Raw genomic sequence first — 15,418 nt, forward strand, 5'->3', positions numbered from 1 at the left:
GGGGGTCCCCAGGCCCGGCGGCGGCGACCCCAGACCCGGCGGCGTGCCGCCCAGGCCGCCAGAGGGTGCAGGCGCGCCCCCGGCCGGGGCCTGCTGGCCGAAGGGCGATCCGCCCAGACCACCCAGGCCGCCGCCCAGACCGCCACCCAGGCTGCCCGAACCGCCCGCCGGGATCTCCAGCCGGACATTGGACGTGTCCACCGGCGCGCCCTTGTAGTGCATGACCAGCCCCGGGAAGGCGATCACCACCCCGATCATCACGATCTGGATAAAGACAAAGGGCACCGCGCCCCAGTAGATCTGGCCGGTCCGCACGGGCTCCATCATCTTGCCGGTCACGCGGTCCTTGTAGGACTGCCTCGGCGCCACGGACCGTAGATAAAACAGCGCAAATCCGAACGGCGGGTGCATGAAGCTGGTCTGCATGTTCACGCCCAGGATGACGCCGAACCAGATTAGGTCGATCCCCAGGCTTTCCGCCGCAGGCGCCAGCAAGGGGACGATGATGAAGGCCAGCTCGAAGAAGTCGAGGAAGAAGGCCAGCAGGAAGACCAGGACCGACACCGCGATCAGGAAGCCGTATTCCCCCCCCGGCAGCGAGGTCAGCAGATGTTCGACCCACAGATGCCCGTTCACGCCATAGAAGGTCAGCGAGAAGACCCGCGCCCCGATCAGGATGAACATCACGAAGGCCGACAGCCGGGTCGTCGCGTAAAGCGCCTGCCGGATCACGTCCATGGACAGGCGGCGCTTGATGCCCGCCATGACCAGGGCGCCCACGGCCCCCATGGCGCCACCCTCGGTCGGGGTGGCGATGCCCAGGAAGATCGTGCCCAGCACCAGGAAGATCAGCGCCAGCGGCGGGATCAGCACGATGATGACCTGCTGGGCCAGCCGCGACATCGCGTTCAGCCCGGTGGCCTTGTCCAGAAGCGCCACGACATAGATCACCGTCACCGCGATCACTAGGCCCCAGATCGGCGCATCGGCGGCGTGGGTCGGGCCCAGCCAGCGCGCGGTCAGCCAGAAGATGCCCGCCGCAACGGCCAGGGCCACGGCCAGAGAGGTCACGCCGGACCCCAGCGTGCGCGCCTCTTTCGGAAGGGCGGGAACGGACTGCGGACGGATGATCGACATCGTGAAGATATAGGCCATATACAGGCCCGTCAGCACCAGGCCCGGGATCATCGCACCCTTGTACATGTCGCCCACCGACCGGCCCAGCTGGTCGGCCAGCACGATCAGCACCAGCGACGGCGGGATGATCTGCGCCAGCGTGCCTGACGCGGCGATCACGCCCGAGGCGACCCGCCGGTCATAGCCATAGCGCAGCATGATCGGCAGCGAGATCAGGCCCATGGCGATCACGGACGCCGCGACGACGCCGGTGGTGGCCGCCAGCAGCGCGCCCACGATGATCACCGCATAGGCAAGCCCGCCCCGGATCGGGCCGAACAACTGGCCGATGGTGTCCAGCAGATCCTCGGCCATGCCGGATTTTTCCAGCACGATGCCCATGAACGTGAAGAAGGGGATGGCCAGCAATGTCTCATTGGCGACAACCCCTCCGAAGAAGCGGTCGGGCAGCGCGCCCAGAAGCGGCCAGGACAGGTTGATGGACCCGCCCGACAGCGGCGCGAGTTCCACCCCGATGACGAAGAACAGCAACCCGTTGGCGGCCAGCGCGAAGGCCACCGGATAGCCGATCAGCAAAAAGACGATCAGCGAAACGAACATGATCGGCGCCATGTTCTGCGCGATGAGTTCCATCATTTGCGAGGCTCCTGGCCGGTCTTGTGCGCCCTTGGATCGGCATCAGGGTGGTGCGGATCGACAAAGCCCGCCTGCTCCAGCAGTTCCTCGTCCAGTTCCAGGGGCGCGTGGTGGCCCATCGGCATGTTGAAGTCGGGGATGAGGCCGCGCATCACGGCGATCTTCTTGATGATTTCCGAAATGCCCTGCAGCAGCAGCAGCACGAAGCCCGCGAACAGCAGCGCCTTGGCGGGCCACAGCATCAGCCCGCCCGCGTTCATCGACATCTCGCCCGTGCGATAGGACCGCGCCAGCCAGGGCCAGCACAGCCACAGGCTCAGCAGGACGAAGGGCATCAGGAAGAAGATATGGCCCAGAAGCTCGATCCAGTGCTGGACGCGGCGCGACCAGGCGGAAAAGACGATGTCGATGCGGATATGTTCGTTTTCCAGCAGCGTATAGGCCGCCGCCAGCAGGAACGCACCGCCATACAGATACCATTGCAATTCCAGCCAGGCGTTCGACGACACGCTGAAGGCCTTGCGGATGATGGCGTTGACGGCGCTGACGAAGATCGCCAGCAGGATCAGCCAGGACACGTTCCGGCCGATCACGGTATTGACGCGGTCAATGCCGCGCGACAGGGCCAAAAGGCCGCTCATGGGAAACCCCTCCTCCGGTCGGCCTTGTTGTCCCGGCCAGTTCCTTGGTCATCCGGGTATGCGCGAAGGCCGAAAACCGGTCAAGGTTTTCCGCCTCTTGGCCGCTGCGTCAGCCTTGCGCCGTCAGGCGATGACGATTTGTCCCGCACCCGGGACCGCGCGTCCGATCACCGCCGCCTCGGCAAAGCCGTGGTCGCGGAAGATCGCCAGGGCCGAATCCGCCTGATCCTCGGCGCAGGCGACCAGCAGCCCGCCGCTGGTCTGCGGGTCGGTCAGCAGGGCGCGGTCGGTGTCGGCGAAGCCTTCGGGCAACGCGACCTCGGCCCCGTAGCTGGCCCAGTTGCGGCCCGAGGCGCCGGTGACGAAGCCCTGCGTTGCCAGACCCTGCGCACCCGTCAACAGCGGCACCGCCTGCCAGTCCAGCCGCAGCTCGCAGCCTGATCCGCGCGCCATTTCCAGCGCGTGACCGGCCAGGCCAAAGCCCGTCACATCGGTCATCGCATGGACCCCCTGCAACCGCGCCAGATCCGGGCCGGGCGTGTTCAGCTTCGTGGTTGCCGCGATCATCGCGGCGTATCCATCCGCCGACAGCGCCCCTTTCTTCAGCGCCGCCGACATCACCCCCACGCCCAGCGGCTTGCCCAGGATCAGAACGTCGCCCGGTCGCGCGCCCGAATTGCGCTTCACATGCGCCGGATCGACCAGCCCCAGGGCGACCAGTCCATAGATCGCCTCGACCGAATCGATGGTGTGGCCGCCGCCGATGGGGATCCCGGCCTCGCGGCAGGCCATAGCGCCGCCCTCCAGGATCCGGGCGATGGTTTCGCCCGACAGCGTGTTGATCGGCATCCCTACCAGCGACAGTGCCATGATCGGCGTGCCGCCCATGGCGTAAACGTCGCTGATCGCGTTCGTCGCGGCAATGCGCCCGAAATCCAGCGGATCATCGACGATGGGCATGAAGAAATCCGTCGTCGCCACCAGCGCCTGCCGGTCGTTCAGCAGGTAAACGGCGGCGTCGTCCGAGGTCTCGATCCCGACCAGCAGCGCATCCGGCACCGGCAGCATGGCCGTGCCGCGCAGCAGGCCCGTCAGCACGCCCGGCGCGATCTTGCAGCCGCAGCCCCCGCCATGGGACAGCGAGGTCAGGCGGGGTTCGGTCGTGTGCTGGTCGTCCATCGGGGCCTCCGCTTCGGTTGGCAGCCACCGTATCACCCGCAAATCGCATCTTCAACGAAGGGCCGTTTGCGCATAGGACGGTGCGCGCAAGGAGAGGCCCATGCTGAAAACCCGCATCATCCCCTGCCTGGACGTGGCCGATGGCCGCGTCGTCAAGGGCGTCAACTTCGTGGACCTGATCGACGCGGGCGACCCCGTTCAGGCGGCGAAAGCCTATGACGCCGCAGGCGCGGACGAGATCTGCTTCCTGGACATCCACGCCACGCATGAAAACCGGGGCACCATGTTCGACCTGGTGACGCGCACGGCGGAACAATGTTTCGTGCCGCTGACCGTGGGCGGCGGCGTCAGGACGCATGAGGACGTGCGCGCGCTGCTGCTGGCCGGGGCCGACAAGGTCAGCTTCAATTCCGCCGCCGTGGCAAACCCCGACGTGGTGGCCCGGGCCGCCGACCGCTTCGGCAGCCAGTGCATCGTCGTGGCCATCGACGCCAAGACCGTGGCCGATGGCCGGTGGGAGATCTTCACCCATGGCGGCCGCAAGCCCACCGGCATCGACGCGGTCGAGTTCGCCCGCACGGTCGAGGCCAGGGGCGCGGGCGAGATCCTGCTGACCTCCATGGACCGCGACGGGACGCGGGCTGGCTTCAACATCCCCCTGACCCGCGCCATCGCGGACGCGGTGAACATTCCCGTGATCGCATCCGGCGGGGTCGGCACGCTGGACCACCTGGTCGAGGGTGTGACCGAAGGTCACGCCAGCGCCGTCCTGGCGGCCTCGATCTTCCACTTCGGCACCTTCACCATCGCCCAGGCCAAGGCCCACATGGCCGCAGCCGGCATCCCGATGAGGCTGGCATGAGCGCCCTTCACGACCTGGCCGCGACCATCGCCGCCCGCAAGACCGCCGATCCCGACAGCAGCTGGACCGCAAAGCTGCTGGCCAAGGGCCCCGAGAAATGCGCCGAGAAGTTCGGCGAGGAAGCCGTCGAGGCGATCATCGAGGCCGTCAAGGGCGACCGGGCCCGGCTGACGGCCGAGGCCGCCGACGTGGTCTTTCACCTGCTGGTGATGCTGGCCGCCCGCGACCTGACCCTGGCCGATGTGGAAGCGGAACTGGACCGCCGCGCCGGAACCTCGGGCCTGGCGGAAAAGGCGGCGCGTCCGTTCTAGGCGGACAACCCTTCCCCTTGGCGGGGCTTGGGGTCTATAAGCGGGCAAATTGCCGGACCCGCGGGGTCGCGGCATCATAAACATTGGCAGAGGACCGCATGAGCAACGATTCCCGGAACGGCAAGCATCACGAAGGCGACGTGGCTTTCATCCAGTCCCTGGCGGAATTGCTGAACTCCAGCGAACTGTCGGAACTGTCGGTGAAGCGCGAATACGGCGAACACGACCGCCTGACGGTCAGCCTGTCCAAGCACGCGCGCCAGGTGACCTATGCCGCGCCCGTGGCACCCGTCGCCGCAGCGGCCGCCCCGGCAGCCGCCGCAGCCCCCACCGCGCAATTGCCCGCGATCAGCGAGGATCCGGCCAGCCTGCCCGGCGCCGTCACCTCGCCCATGGTGGGCACGGCTTACCTGTCGGCCGAACCCGGGGCCGCGCCCTTCGTCCAGATCGGCCAGGCCGTTGCCGAAGGCGACACCCTGCTGATCGTCGAGGCGATGAAGACCATGAACCACATCCCCGCCCCGCGCGCGGGCACCGTCAAGCGCATCCTGATCGACGACGGCATCCCGGTCGAATTCGGCACCCCCCTGATGGTCGTCGAGTGAGGGTCGGCATGTTCGACAAGATCCTGATCGCCAACCGGGGCGAGATTGCGCTGCGCGTGATTCGCGCCTGCCGCGAGATGGGCATCGCCTCGGTCGCGGTCCATTCCACCGCCGACGCCGACGCGATGCATGTCCGCATGGCCGACGAATCCGTCTGCATCGGCCCCGCGCCCTCGTCCGCCAGCTACCTGTCGATGCCCGCCATCATTTCCGCCTGCGAGATCACGGGCGCGCAGGCGATCCACCCGGGCTATGGCTTTCTGTCGGAAAACGCCGCCTTCGTGCAGATGGTGGAAGACCACGGCATCACCTTCATCGGCCCGCGCGCGGAACATATCCGCATCATGGGCGACAAGATCACCGCCAAGGACACCATGAAGGCGCTTGGCGTCCCTTGCGTGCCGGGCAGCGACGGCGGCGTGGGTGACGTGGACCAGGCCCGCAAGGTCGCGGCCGAGATCGGCTATCCGGTCATCATCAAGGCCACGGCAGGCGGCGGCGGGCGCGGCATGAAGGTCGCCCAGGACGACAAGGCCCTGGAGGTCGCCTTCCGCACGGCGCGCGCCGAGGCCAAGGCCGCCTTCGGCAACCCCGATGTCTATATCGAGAAATACCTGCAGAAGCCCCGCCATATCGAGATCCAGGTCTTCGGCGACGGCAAGGGCCGCGCGGTCCACCTGGGCGAACGCGACTGTTCGTTGCAACGCCGCCACCAGAAGGTGCTGGAGGAAGCCCCCGGTCCCGTCATCACCGCCGAGGAACGCGCCCGCATCGGCAAGATCTGCGCCGATGCCGTCGCCAAGATCGGCTATTCCGGCGCGGGCACCATCGAGTTCCTGTACGAGGACGGCGAGTTCTACTTCATCGAGATGAACACCCGCCTTCAGGTCGAACACCCCGTGACCGAGGCGATCTTCGGCGTGGACCTTGTGCGCCAGCAGATCCTGGTCGCCTCGGGCGCCGCCATGGAGTTCCGCCAGGAAGACCTGTCCATCCGCGGCCATTCGATCGAGGTTCGGATCAACGCCGAAAAGGTGCCGGGCTTTTCGCCCTGCCCCGGCCGGATCACGCAGTATCACGCGCCGGGCGGGTTGGGGGTACGCATGGACAGCGCGCTGTATGACGGCTATTCGATCCCGCCCTATTACGACAGCCTGATCGGCAAGCTGATCGTGCATGGCCGCGACCGGGCCGAGGCCCTGGCCCGGCTGGACCGCGCCCTGGGTGAGCTGATCGTGGACGGCATCGACACCACCGTCCCGCTGTTCACCGCGCTGCTGAAGGAACCGGACATCCTTGCGGGCAACTACTCGATCCACTGGCTGGAACGCTGGCTGGACCGGAAGTTCGGCTGACCGGATCCCATGCTGACGCCCGCGCAACTGCTGAAAGGCTATGCGCGCGGCGTCTTTCCCATGGCCGAAAGCGCCTATGATCCCCGGCTTTACTGGTTCGACCCGCCGCTGCGGGGGATCCTGCCGGTGGGGGGGGTCCATGCCTCGCGGTCCTTGCTGCGCGATCTGCGGCGGGGCGGCTGGTCGGCGCATCTGGACGGCGACTTCGGGACCGTGCTGGCCGCCTGCGCGAACCGCGAGACGACCTGGATCAACGCCCCGCTGATGCAGCTTTATCACCAGCTTCATCGGGCGGGCCACGCCCATGCCATGGAGATCCGGCATCAGGGCGTCCTGGCGGGCGGCATCTTCGGCGTGACCCTGGGCGGGGCCTTTTTCGGGGAATCCATGGTCTCGATGCGGACCAACGGGTCAAAGATGGCGCTGCTGTGGATGTCCAGCCACCTGGCCCGCTGCGGCTTTACCCTGTTCGACACGCAGTTCCTGACCCCGCACCTGGCCCGCATGGGCGGCCGGGAAATTCCCCGCGACCAGTATCACCTGCTGCTGGCGGACGCCTTGGCCCGGCGCGCCGATCTGCGGGCGCATCCTTTGCCCTCGGCCGATCAGCTTTGGCAGGAAATCACCCACACGTCATAGCGGGCATCGTCAAGCGCCGACAGCGCGGGCGATGACGCGACCATCCAGCCGCTGAACCGCGTGACATTCTTCGCCGTGTCGGTGATGGTCAGCTGCGCATAGGCGTCCGAACTGGGATCGCCCGCCGGATAGCGGCATTCGCCCAGCCTGATCTCCAACCGGCCATAGCGCAGGGATTGCCCGACCTGAACCGGCAGGTCGGTCGTGCGGCCCGAGATCTTGTCCAGCCCCCGCAACAGCGCGCCATCGGCCCGCGCGACCTGCTGCGCCCCGGAAGGGACCGCCAGGACCGCCAACAGCAGCGCAAGGCGGATCATGGCTGGTCCCCTTCGTCCTGGGCCTGGCTGTCCACGAACTTCATCATCAATGCCAGCAGGCTGACGGCGCCCTGCACATCCTCGATCTCGTCCCCGGGGGCGAGGTTCTCGGGGCTGCCGCCCGGCTGGATCTGGATATAGGCCCCGCCCAGAAGCCCGTCCGACTGGATCAGTGCCGCGCTGTCCGCAGGCAGGGCGATGTCGGCCGGGATCGTCAGCCGCGCATCCGCCATGTAGGTGTCGGGGTTCAACTGGACATCCGACACGCGGCCCACCTTGACCCCCGCCAGGCGAACCTCGGTTCCCACGGCAATGCCGTCCACGTCGGGAAAGGACGCCCGGACCTCGTATCCCGTTTCAGGGGCCAGACCGCCGCCAAAGCCCCAGGCCAGAAAGCCGGCGGCGGCAACCAGCACCGCCGCGCCGGCCAGAAGCTCGGCCCGATGCTCGACTGCCGTGGTCATCTATTCCGGCTGCCAGGCGTCATAATCGCGCCGCGCCGGCTGTTCGGCGTGATAGAGCGAGCCTTCGGGATAATAGGCGCCCGGCGTGCCCGTCTGGTTTTCCTTGTGCGGCTTTTCCCAGGGCTTGTGCTGCAAGGGGGCCTTGGTCGGCGGCTCGTTCCAGGTGTGGTGCAGCCAGCCATGCCATTCCGGGCTGACCCGGCTGGCCTGCGATTCGCCGCTGAAGATCACCCAGCGGCGCGAGCCGTCCTTGTTCTGGTAGAAGACATTGCCCTCGGCATCCTCGCCGACCTTGATGCCGTTGCGCCAGGTCCAGAACTGGGTGTTGATCGTCTGGCTGTTCCACCAGGTCAGGACGCGAAGCAGGAAGGACATCGGCGGGAACCTCTTGGTCTTGTGCTGGCACGGATATGGCGCAAAGCGCGGCGAAGATCCAGCCTGCCCGTGCAGCACCGGCGCATCGTGAAAGGGGGCCCTGCGGCCCCCTTGTCCTCAGCCGGCCGAGGCCGTTTCCTTCTTGGGATCCGAATGGATCAGCAGCGGCTTGGCCGCCGGGTTGTCCACCGCCTCCTCGTTCACCACGACCTCCTCGACGCTGTCCATGCCGGGCAGCTCGAACATGGTGTCCAGCAGGATGTCCTCCATGATCGACCGCAGCCCGCGCGCGCCGGTCTTGCGCTTGATGGCGCGCTTGGCGATGGCTTGCAGCGCGTCCTCGGTAAAGGTCAGCTGCACGCCTTCCAGGTCGAACAGGCGCTGGTATTGCTTGACCAGGGCGTTCTTGGGCTTGGTCAGGATGATGATCAGGGCTTCCTCGTCCAGGTCGGTGAGGGTCGCGATCACCGGCAGACGGCCCACGAATTCCGGGATCAGGCCGAATTTCAGCAGATCCTCGGGCTCCAGTTCCTTGAACATCTCGCCCACGCCGCGGTCGTCGTTGTCCTTGACCGAGGCGCCGAAGCCCATCGCCGTGCCCTTGTTGCGCTGCGCGATGATGCGTTCCAGGCCCGCAAAGGCGCCGCCGCAGATGAACAGGATGTTGGTGGTGTCCACCTGCAGGAACTCCTGCTGCGGATGCTTGCGCCCGCCCTGCGGGGGAACGGATGCGACCGTGCCTTCCATGATCTTCAGCAAGGCCTGCTGCACCCCCTCGCCCGACACGTCGCGGGTGATGGACGGGTTGTCGGACTTGCGGGTGATCTTGTCCACCTCGTCGATATAGACGATGCCGCGCTGCGCCCGTTCGACGTTGTATTCCGACGCCTGCAACAGCTTGAGGATGATGTTCTCCACATCCTCGCCCACATAGCCCGCCTCGGTCAGGGTGGTGGCATCGGCCATGGTGAAGGGCACGTCGAGGATCCGCGCCAGCGTCTGCGCCAACAGGGTCTTGCCGCAGCCAGTCGGGCCGATCAGCAGGATGTTCGACTTGGCCAGTTCGATGTCGCCCTTGGTGCCGTGGTTCAGCCGCTTGTAGTGGTTGTGGACGGCCACCGACAGGACGCGCTTGGCATGTTCCTGGCCGATCACGTAATCGTCCAGCACCGCGCAGATTTCCTTGGGCGTCGGCACCCCGTCGCCCGATTTCAGCCCCGAGGACTTGGTTTCCTCGCGGATGATGTCCATGCACAACTCGACGCATTCATCGCAGATGAATACGGTCGGGCCCGCGATCAGCTTGCGCACCTCATGCTGGCTCTTGCCGCAAAAGCTGCAATAGAGCGTGTTCTTGCTGTCACTGCCGGACTGGTTCGCCATCGTCCACGTTCCTTGATTGCCACAGGCCTTCCGGCCCGCAGGCGGCACCCGTCGTCCTGTGCCGCACCTGAATTGGTCCGTGGCGGACAGGCCGCCACGGGGTATGCCCTTTATGTTAGGGTTGACGCGCGCCCGTCACAATCCCCAACAAGTCTATTTCTTCTCGGGTTCCGCCTTGCCGCGCGGCGCGACCACTTCGTCGATCAAACCCCAGTCCTTTGCCTCCTCGGGCGACATGAAGCGGTCACGCTCCAGCGCCTCCTCGACCTCGGGCAGGTCGCGGCCGGTGTGCTTGACATAGATCTCGTTCAGGCGGCGCTTCAGCTTTTCCGTTTCGCGCGCATGGATCAGGATGTCGGTGGCCTGCCCCTGGAACCCGCCCGAGGGCTGGTGGACCATCACCCGGCTGTTGGGCAGCGAATAGCGCAGCCCCGGTTCCCCCGCCGCCAAGAGCAGCGAGCCCATGGACGCCGCCTGCCCCACCACCAGGGTGGACACGCGCGGACGGATATACTGCATCGTGTCATAGATCGACAGGCCCGAGGTCACGACGCCGCCGGGGCTGTTGATATACATGCTGATGTCCTTGTTCGGATTTTCCGCTTCCAGAAACAGCAGTTGCGCGCAGATCAGCGTGGACATGCCGTCATGGACGGGCCCCGAGACGAAGATGATCCGTTCCTTGAGCAGGCGCGAGAAGATGTCATAGGCCCGTTCCCCGCGCGAGGTCTGTTCGACCACCATGGGAACGAGGGTGTTCATGTAGAATTCTGCCGGATCGCTCATCGTCTGTCCTTGCCTTGTGTCCCTGTTCCCGCGATTCGTCAGGGCGCTGATCCCATCGTTAGCCGCGAAAGGTTGACAGAGTCTTAGTAACGGGCAAGGTCCGCCGCAAGGCATGGAACGAACTTCGCCCGCATGGGCCACAGGAGACACGCGTGAAGCTGATCGTCGGTCTGGGTAATCCGGGCGCCAAATACGCGGCCAACCGCCACAACATCGGCTTCATGGCCGTGGACCGGATCGCCGCAGACCATGGCTTTTCGCCGTGGAAGGCGCGCTTCCAGGGGCTTGTCGCGGAAGGCCGGCTTGGGTCCGAACGCGCCACCCTGCTGAAACCGCAGACCTTCATGAACCTGTCGGGCCAATCCGTGGGCGAGGCGATGCGCTATCTGAAGCTGACCCCTGCGGATGTGATCGTGCTGCATGACGAACTGGACCTTGCCCCGGGCAAGTGCCGCGTCAAGCAGGGCGGCGGGCACGCGGGCCATAACGGGCTGCGGTCGATCCACCAGCATATCGGCGCGGACTATGGCCGCGTCCGGCTGGGCATCGGCCATCCCGGCCACAAGGACCGGGTCGCCGGCTATGTGCTGTCGGATTTCGCCAAGGCGGACGGGGACTGGCTGGACGACCTGCTGCGCGGCATCTCGGACGGGGCCGAGGCGCTGGCTGGGGGCGATGGGGCGCGTTTCCAGAACGCCGTGGCCGCGCGGATGCAGCCTGCGCGGAACAGCGGCGCCCGGCCTGCGGCGGAAAAGCCTGCGCCGACGGCTGCCCCGGCCCCGGCCGAGCCTGCCAGCCTGACCGACAAGCTGCGGCAGTTGACGGAACGCTTTCGCCAGCCGTGACCGGGGGGCTTGGCGCGCCCGCCGCATGGCTGTAGCCTCGGGACAGGAGGACGCGCCATGGATCCGTCGCTGAACGTTCTGGGAACCCGGCTCGAGCCCTGCTCGATGAAGCCGCTGACGGGGTTTTACCGCAACGGCTGCTGCGACACCGGACAGGGCGACGTGGGCAGTCACACCGTTTGCGTGGTGGTGGACGCCGAGTTCCTGGCGCTGTCGAAATACCTGGGCAACGACCTGTCCACGCCGCGTCCCGAGTTCCGATTTGACGGGTTGAAGCCCGGGGACCGCTGGTGCCTTTGCGCCGCGCGGTTCCTGCAGGCGGCGCAGGAATTCGCCGCGCCCAAGGTGGTGCTGGAATCGACCCATGCCCGCGCGCTGGACATCATTCCGCTGGAACTGCTGAGGGCCCATGCGGTCGATGCGCAGGGCTGATCTTTTCGCAGCCTTTCTTTGCCTGCTGCCCGCGGCGGGCCTTGCCCAGAGCCTGTCCGACGGCACCGCCATCCGTGCCGACGACGCGCGCAGGCTGGCCGAATATCACGCCGCTGCGGGCGAGGCGCTGCTGGACGCCTTTTCCGGGGGCAGTCAGGCCGATCTGGCGGTCCTGGCCGATGTCCTGCGCGGCGATCCGCTGCCGTCTGACCAGGCCAGGGCAGTGATGTCCGGCGACTGGTCCTGCCGCACCATCAAGATGGGGCGCCTGCTGCCGATCACTGTCTATCAGCCCTTCCGCTGCCGGATCGGCGCGGATGGCAGCCTGGAAAAGCTGACGGGTTCGCAGCGGACCAAGGGGCAAGTCCATCGGGACGGGGACCGGCTGGTCTATCTGGGAACCGGCTTCATCGCAGGCGACACGCCGCCCGCCTATGCCGACCTGCCGCCTTCCCCTGACGCCTCGGGCCCGCAACGGGTGCCCGAGATCGGCGTGGTCGAGATGATCGACGAAAACAGGGGCCGGGTAATGTTCCCCGACCCCTATCTGGAATCCCGCTTCAACATCCTGGCCCTAGGCCGTTGATGCCGTTCAGGTCTTGATGTCGAAGCCCAGGTGCTTGGCGACGGTGAAGATGTCCTTGTCGCCGCGCCCGCACATGTTCATCACGATGATGTGGTCGCGCGGCAGGCCGGGGGCGATCTTCATCACATGGGCCAGGGCGTGGCTGGGTTCCAGCGCCGGGATGATGCCTTCCTGTTCGCAGCACAGCTGGAAGGCCGCCAGGGCCTCGGCGTCGGTGATGCTGACATATTCGGCGCGGCCGGTGTCGTGCAGCCAGGCATGTTCGGGACCGATTCCCGGGTAATCCAGTCCCGCGCTGATCGAATGGCCTTCAAGGATCTGCCCCTCGTCGTCCTGCAGCAGATAGGTGCGGTTGCCGTGCAGCACACCCGCGCGGCCCCCGGAAAGGCTGGCGCAATGTTCCATCCGGTCGTCCACGCCCTTGCCGCCGGCCTCGACCCCGATGATGCGGACCTCGGGGTCGTCCAGGAAGGGATGGAACAAGCCCATGGCGTTCGATCCGCCGCCGATGGCCGCGACGATGGTGTCGGGCAGACGCCCTTCGCGCGGGAGGATCTGTTCCTTGACCTCTTTCCCGATGATCGACTGGAAATCGCGCACCATGGCCGGATAGGGGTGCGGGCCCGCCACCGTGCCGATGCAGTAAAAGGTGTCGCGCACGTTCGTCACCCAATCGCGCAGCGCGTCGTTCATCGCGTCCTTCAGCGTGCCCCGGCCCGACGTGACCGGCACCACCTCGGCCCCCAGCAGGCGCATCCGGAAGACGTTGGGCGCCTGGCGTTCCACGTCATGCGCGCCCATATAGACGATGCATTTCAGGCCAAAGCGCGCGCAGACGGTGGCGGTCGCCACGCCGTGCTGGCCCGCGCCGGTTTCGGCGATGATCCGGGTCTTGCCCATGCGGCGGGCCAGCAGGATCTGGCCCAGCACGTTGTTGACCTTGTGCGCGCCGGTGTGGTTCAGCTCGTCCCGCTTCATGTAGATCTTGGCGCCGCCCGCGTATTCCGTCAGGCGTTCCGCGAAATAGAGCGGCGAGGGACGGCCGATGTAATGCGTCCACAGGTCGTTCATTTCCGCCCAGAAGGCGGGGTCGGTCTTGGCGCGTTCGTATTCGGCCTCAAGATCCAGAACCAGCGGCATCAGCGTCTCGCTGACGAAGCGGCCGCCATAGATGCCGAAGCGGCCCTGTTCGTCGGGGCCGGTCTTGTAGCTGTTCACCAGATCATCTGCCATCGGACGCGCCTTCGTTATGATGCAAGCAAGCCGTCATACCGCCGATGGGGTGGGACGGAAAGACCCCGGTCAGCCCGCCGCCGCGACAAAGGCGCGGATCAGGGCCTCGTCCTTCACGCCGGGCTCGATCTCGACGCCCGAGGAGACATCGACGGCGGGCGCGCCGGTCAGGCGGATCGCCTCGGCCACGTTCTGCGCGGTCAGGCCGCCCGCCAGCATCCAGGGACGCAGCCACTTGCGCCCGACCAGCAGGCGCCAGTCGAAGGCCAGCCCGTTGCCGCCAGGCAGGTCGGCCCCCCTGGGCGGCTTGGCATCGACCAGCAGCATGTCGGCCACCAACCCGTAATCGGTCAGCGCGGGCAGGTCGTCAGGATCCGAAAGCCCCACGGATTTCATCACCGGCAGGCCGGTCAGCGCCTTGACGGCGGCGACCCGGTCCGGGCTTTCCGACCCATGAAGCTGGATGATGTCCAAGGGAACGCGCGCCAGAGTGTCGGACAGGGTGGCATCGTCGGGATCGACGAACAGCCCGACGCAGGCCACGCCGACCGGGACATGGGCCGCCAGGTCGGCGGCCTCGTCGATGGATACGGCGCGGGGGGATTTGGGGAAGAAGACAAGGCCCACATAGCGCGCCCCGGCCTCGGCTGCGGCGGCGATGTGGTCGGGGCGGCGCAGCCCGCAGATCTTGACCTGGGCCATCCTTCAGCGCGTGGCAGGCAGCGTCGTGCCGGGCGCGGCCGAGGCTGCGGGAACGGCGGGCGCTGTCGCCTTGGGACGGTCGAGGATCGCCAGAACCTCGTCCTTGGGGGCGGCGTGACGTTCGCGCAGGTGGCCCACTTCGCTCTCCAGCCGGGCGGCATGGAAGGCATGGGTGCGGGCTGCACTGCGGACAGACGATTCCCGCAGCCATTCCCAGACCAGCCCGGCCAGCATCCCGAGCGCGAAGGCCAGGAAGACGACCAGGAACAGCGGCAGATCCACCGACCAGCGCCCGCCCAGATACTGCCCGAAATTCGCCGGGAAGGCGGACAGCGTCACGACGTCACGGTTGGCCAGCGCAACCGCGACCAAGATGATTGCCAGCAGCACGATGAAGAACAGGCGAAGAAAGCGCATCGGTGGTCCTTGCTTGCGGCCGTCCGTCGCGGCCGTGATTCATGCAGGGGTTTAGCCCCCTCAGGCCTCTCCGTTCAACCGATCGCGCAGCAGTTTTCCGGTCTTGAAGAAGGGCACGTATTTCTGGTCCACGTCGACCGATTCCCCCGTACGGGGGTTGCGGCCGGTGCGCGCGTCGCGCTTCTTGACGGAAAAGGCGCCAAAGCCCCGCAGCTCGACCCGGTCGCCGCGGGCCATGGCGTCGATGATCTCCTCGAAGACGGTGTTCACGATCCTCTCGACGTCGCGCCGGAACAGATGCGGGTTTTCGTCAGCGATAAGCTGGATCAGTTCGGAACGGATCATCATCCCCCCAGATGGCGTGACGGCTGCATGAGGTCGTTCGCACAGCTTGCGACAAAAAGGCAACGCAGGAAAAGGTCCCGAGTTTCCATAGCGATGCCAGTTTTGGCCCCGCCGCGCAAGAGACCTGTCACCCCCCTGCCCGTTTGCGGGGCATGAAAAAGCCCGCCC

Annotated in this window: 20 protein-coding genes; 8 read left to right on the forward strand and 12 right to left on the reverse strand. The window is 66.6% G+C overall.

Annotated elements, in window-relative coordinates; genetic code table 11:
• The 3 genes from JX613_RS13555 to selD form a co-directional block, all read right to left on the reverse strand.
• The coding region (locus tag JX613_RS13555) for a TRAP transporter large permease (RefSeq protein WP_207101999.1) at positions 1-1,773 on the reverse strand (1,773 nt) is incomplete at its 3' end.
• A complete protein-coding gene (locus tag JX613_RS13560; protein WP_207102000.1) occupies positions 1,770-2,414 on the reverse strand; it encodes a TRAP transporter small permease subunit in 645 nt (214 codons plus the stop codon). The genes JX613_RS13560 and JX613_RS13555, both read right to left, overlap by 4 nt.
• A 123-nt stretch (positions 2,415-2,537) precedes the next feature.
• Positions 2,538-3,593, reverse strand: a complete 1,056-nt coding sequence (selD, locus tag JX613_RS13565; RefSeq protein WP_207102001.1) for a selenide, water dikinase SelD — start codon at positions 3,591-3,593, stop codon at positions 2,538-2,540.
• 100 nt (positions 3,594-3,693) lie between these two features.
• On the opposite strand from selD, the gene hisF reads away from it, so the two are divergent.
• The 5 genes from hisF to aat all read left to right on the forward strand — a co-directional run bounded on the left by hisF (position 3,694) and on the right by aat (position 7,365).
• On the forward strand, positions 3,694-4,455 hold the full coding sequence (hisF, locus tag JX613_RS13570) for an imidazole glycerol phosphate synthase subunit HisF (protein ID WP_207102002.1): 762 nt from the start codon (positions 3,694-3,696) through the stop codon (positions 4,453-4,455).
• Positions 4,452-4,766, forward strand: a complete 315-nt coding sequence (locus tag JX613_RS13575; RefSeq protein WP_207102003.1) for a phosphoribosyl-ATP diphosphatase — start codon at positions 4,452-4,454, stop codon at positions 4,764-4,766. Before hisF ends, JX613_RS13575 begins: the two co-directional genes overlap by 4 nt.
• A 98-nt stretch (positions 4,767-4,864) precedes the next feature.
• Entirely contained in the window at positions 4,865-5,371 is a 507-nt protein-coding gene (gene accB, locus JX613_RS13580) for an acetyl-CoA carboxylase biotin carboxyl carrier protein (protein ID WP_207102004.1), read from the forward strand.
• Positions 5,372-5,379: 8 nt separating this feature from the next.
• A complete protein-coding gene (accC, locus tag JX613_RS13585) occupies positions 5,380-6,726 on the forward strand; it encodes an acetyl-CoA carboxylase biotin carboxylase subunit (protein WP_207102005.1) in 1,347 nt (448 codons plus the stop codon).
• A gap of 9 nt (positions 6,727-6,735) precedes the next feature.
• Positions 6,736-7,365 (forward strand): leucyl/phenylalanyl-tRNA--protein transferase, encoded by a 630-nt coding sequence (aat, locus tag JX613_RS13590; RefSeq protein WP_207102006.1) that lies wholly within the window; start codon positions 6,736-6,738, stop codon positions 7,363-7,365.
• Here the strand turns inward: aat and JX613_RS13595 are convergent.
• The 5 genes from JX613_RS13595 to JX613_RS13615 all read right to left on the reverse strand — a co-directional run bounded on the left by JX613_RS13595 (position 7,332) and on the right by JX613_RS13615 (position 10,690).
• Complete coding sequence (locus JX613_RS13595) at positions 7,332-7,682, reverse strand: DUF2155 domain-containing protein (RefSeq protein WP_207102007.1); 351 nt, start codon at positions 7,680-7,682, stop codon at positions 7,332-7,334. The genes aat and JX613_RS13595 overlap by 34 nt on opposite strands.
• Positions 7,679-8,146 (reverse strand): outer membrane lipid asymmetry maintenance protein MlaD, encoded by a 468-nt coding sequence (mlaD, locus tag JX613_RS13600; protein ID WP_207102008.1) that lies wholly within the window; start codon positions 8,144-8,146, stop codon positions 7,679-7,681. Before mlaD ends, JX613_RS13595 begins: the two co-directional genes overlap by 4 nt.
• A complete protein-coding gene (locus JX613_RS13605; protein WP_207102009.1) occupies positions 8,147-8,521 on the reverse strand; it encodes an NADH:ubiquinone oxidoreductase subunit NDUFA12 in 375 nt (124 codons plus the stop codon). It abuts the gene before it with no gap.
• A 117-nt stretch (positions 8,522-8,638) separates the two neighbouring features.
• Positions 8,639-9,904 carry an ATP-dependent Clp protease ATP-binding subunit ClpX gene (gene clpX, locus JX613_RS13610; protein WP_207102010.1) on the reverse strand — a complete coding sequence of 422 codons (1,266 nt, stop codon included), beginning with the start codon at positions 9,902-9,904 and terminating at the stop codon, positions 8,639-8,641.
• Positions 9,905-10,057: 153 nt separating this feature from the next.
• Positions 10,058-10,690, reverse strand: coding sequence for an ATP-dependent Clp protease proteolytic subunit (locus tag JX613_RS13615; protein WP_207102011.1), 633 nt, complete (start codon positions 10,688-10,690; stop codon positions 10,058-10,060).
• A 152-nt stretch (positions 10,691-10,842) separates the two neighbouring features.
• On the opposite strand from JX613_RS13615, the gene pth reads away from it, so the two are divergent.
• From pth to JX613_RS13630, 3 genes are read left to right on the forward strand one after another with little or no spacing between them, the layout of a single operon-like run.
• The gene (gene pth, locus JX613_RS13620; RefSeq protein WP_207102012.1) at positions 10,843-11,535 is read left to right on the forward strand and encodes an aminoacyl-tRNA hydrolase; all 693 of its coding nucleotides are present in this window, start codon (positions 10,843-10,845) and stop codon (positions 11,533-11,535) included.
• 57 nt (positions 11,536-11,592) lie between these two features.
• Positions 11,593-11,967, forward strand: coding sequence for a DUF2237 family protein (locus JX613_RS13625; RefSeq protein ID WP_207102013.1), 375 nt, complete (start codon positions 11,593-11,595; stop codon positions 11,965-11,967).
• Complete coding sequence (locus tag JX613_RS13630; protein WP_207102014.1) at positions 11,954-12,553, forward strand: DUF4893 domain-containing protein; 600 nt, start codon at positions 11,954-11,956, stop codon at positions 12,551-12,553. Before JX613_RS13625 ends, JX613_RS13630 begins: the two co-directional genes overlap by 14 nt.
• Positions 12,554-12,559: 6 nt before the next feature.
• Here the strand turns inward: JX613_RS13630 and trpB are convergent, their stop codons facing one another.
• The 4 genes from trpB to ihfB form a co-directional block, all read right to left on the reverse strand.
• Positions 12,560-13,786 (reverse strand): tryptophan synthase subunit beta, encoded by a 1,227-nt coding sequence (gene trpB / locus JX613_RS13635; protein WP_207102015.1) that lies wholly within the window; start codon positions 13,784-13,786, stop codon positions 12,560-12,562.
• Positions 13,787-13,855: 69 nt separating this feature from the next.
• The gene (locus JX613_RS13640; protein ID WP_207102016.1) at positions 13,856-14,488 is read right to left on the reverse strand and encodes a phosphoribosylanthranilate isomerase; all 633 of its coding nucleotides are present in this window, start codon (positions 14,486-14,488) and stop codon (positions 13,856-13,858) included.
• Positions 14,489-14,491: 3 nt separating this feature from the next.
• Positions 14,492-14,905 (reverse strand): DUF1049 domain-containing protein, encoded by a 414-nt coding sequence (locus tag JX613_RS13645; RefSeq protein ID WP_207102017.1) that lies wholly within the window; start codon positions 14,903-14,905, stop codon positions 14,492-14,494.
• Between the two features lie 60 nt (positions 14,906-14,965).
• Positions 14,966-15,250: an integration host factor subunit beta gene (ihfB, locus tag JX613_RS13650; protein ID WP_207102018.1), complete on the reverse strand. Its 285-nt coding sequence runs from the start codon at positions 15,248-15,250 to the stop codon at positions 14,966-14,968.
• Between the last annotated feature and the right edge of the window lie 168 nt (positions 15,251-15,418).

This window comes from Paracoccus shandongensis (genome assembly GCF_017315735.1).
GTDB classification, from domain to species: Bacteria; Pseudomonadota; Alphaproteobacteria; order Rhodobacterales; family Rhodobacteraceae; genus Paracoccus; species Paracoccus shandongensis.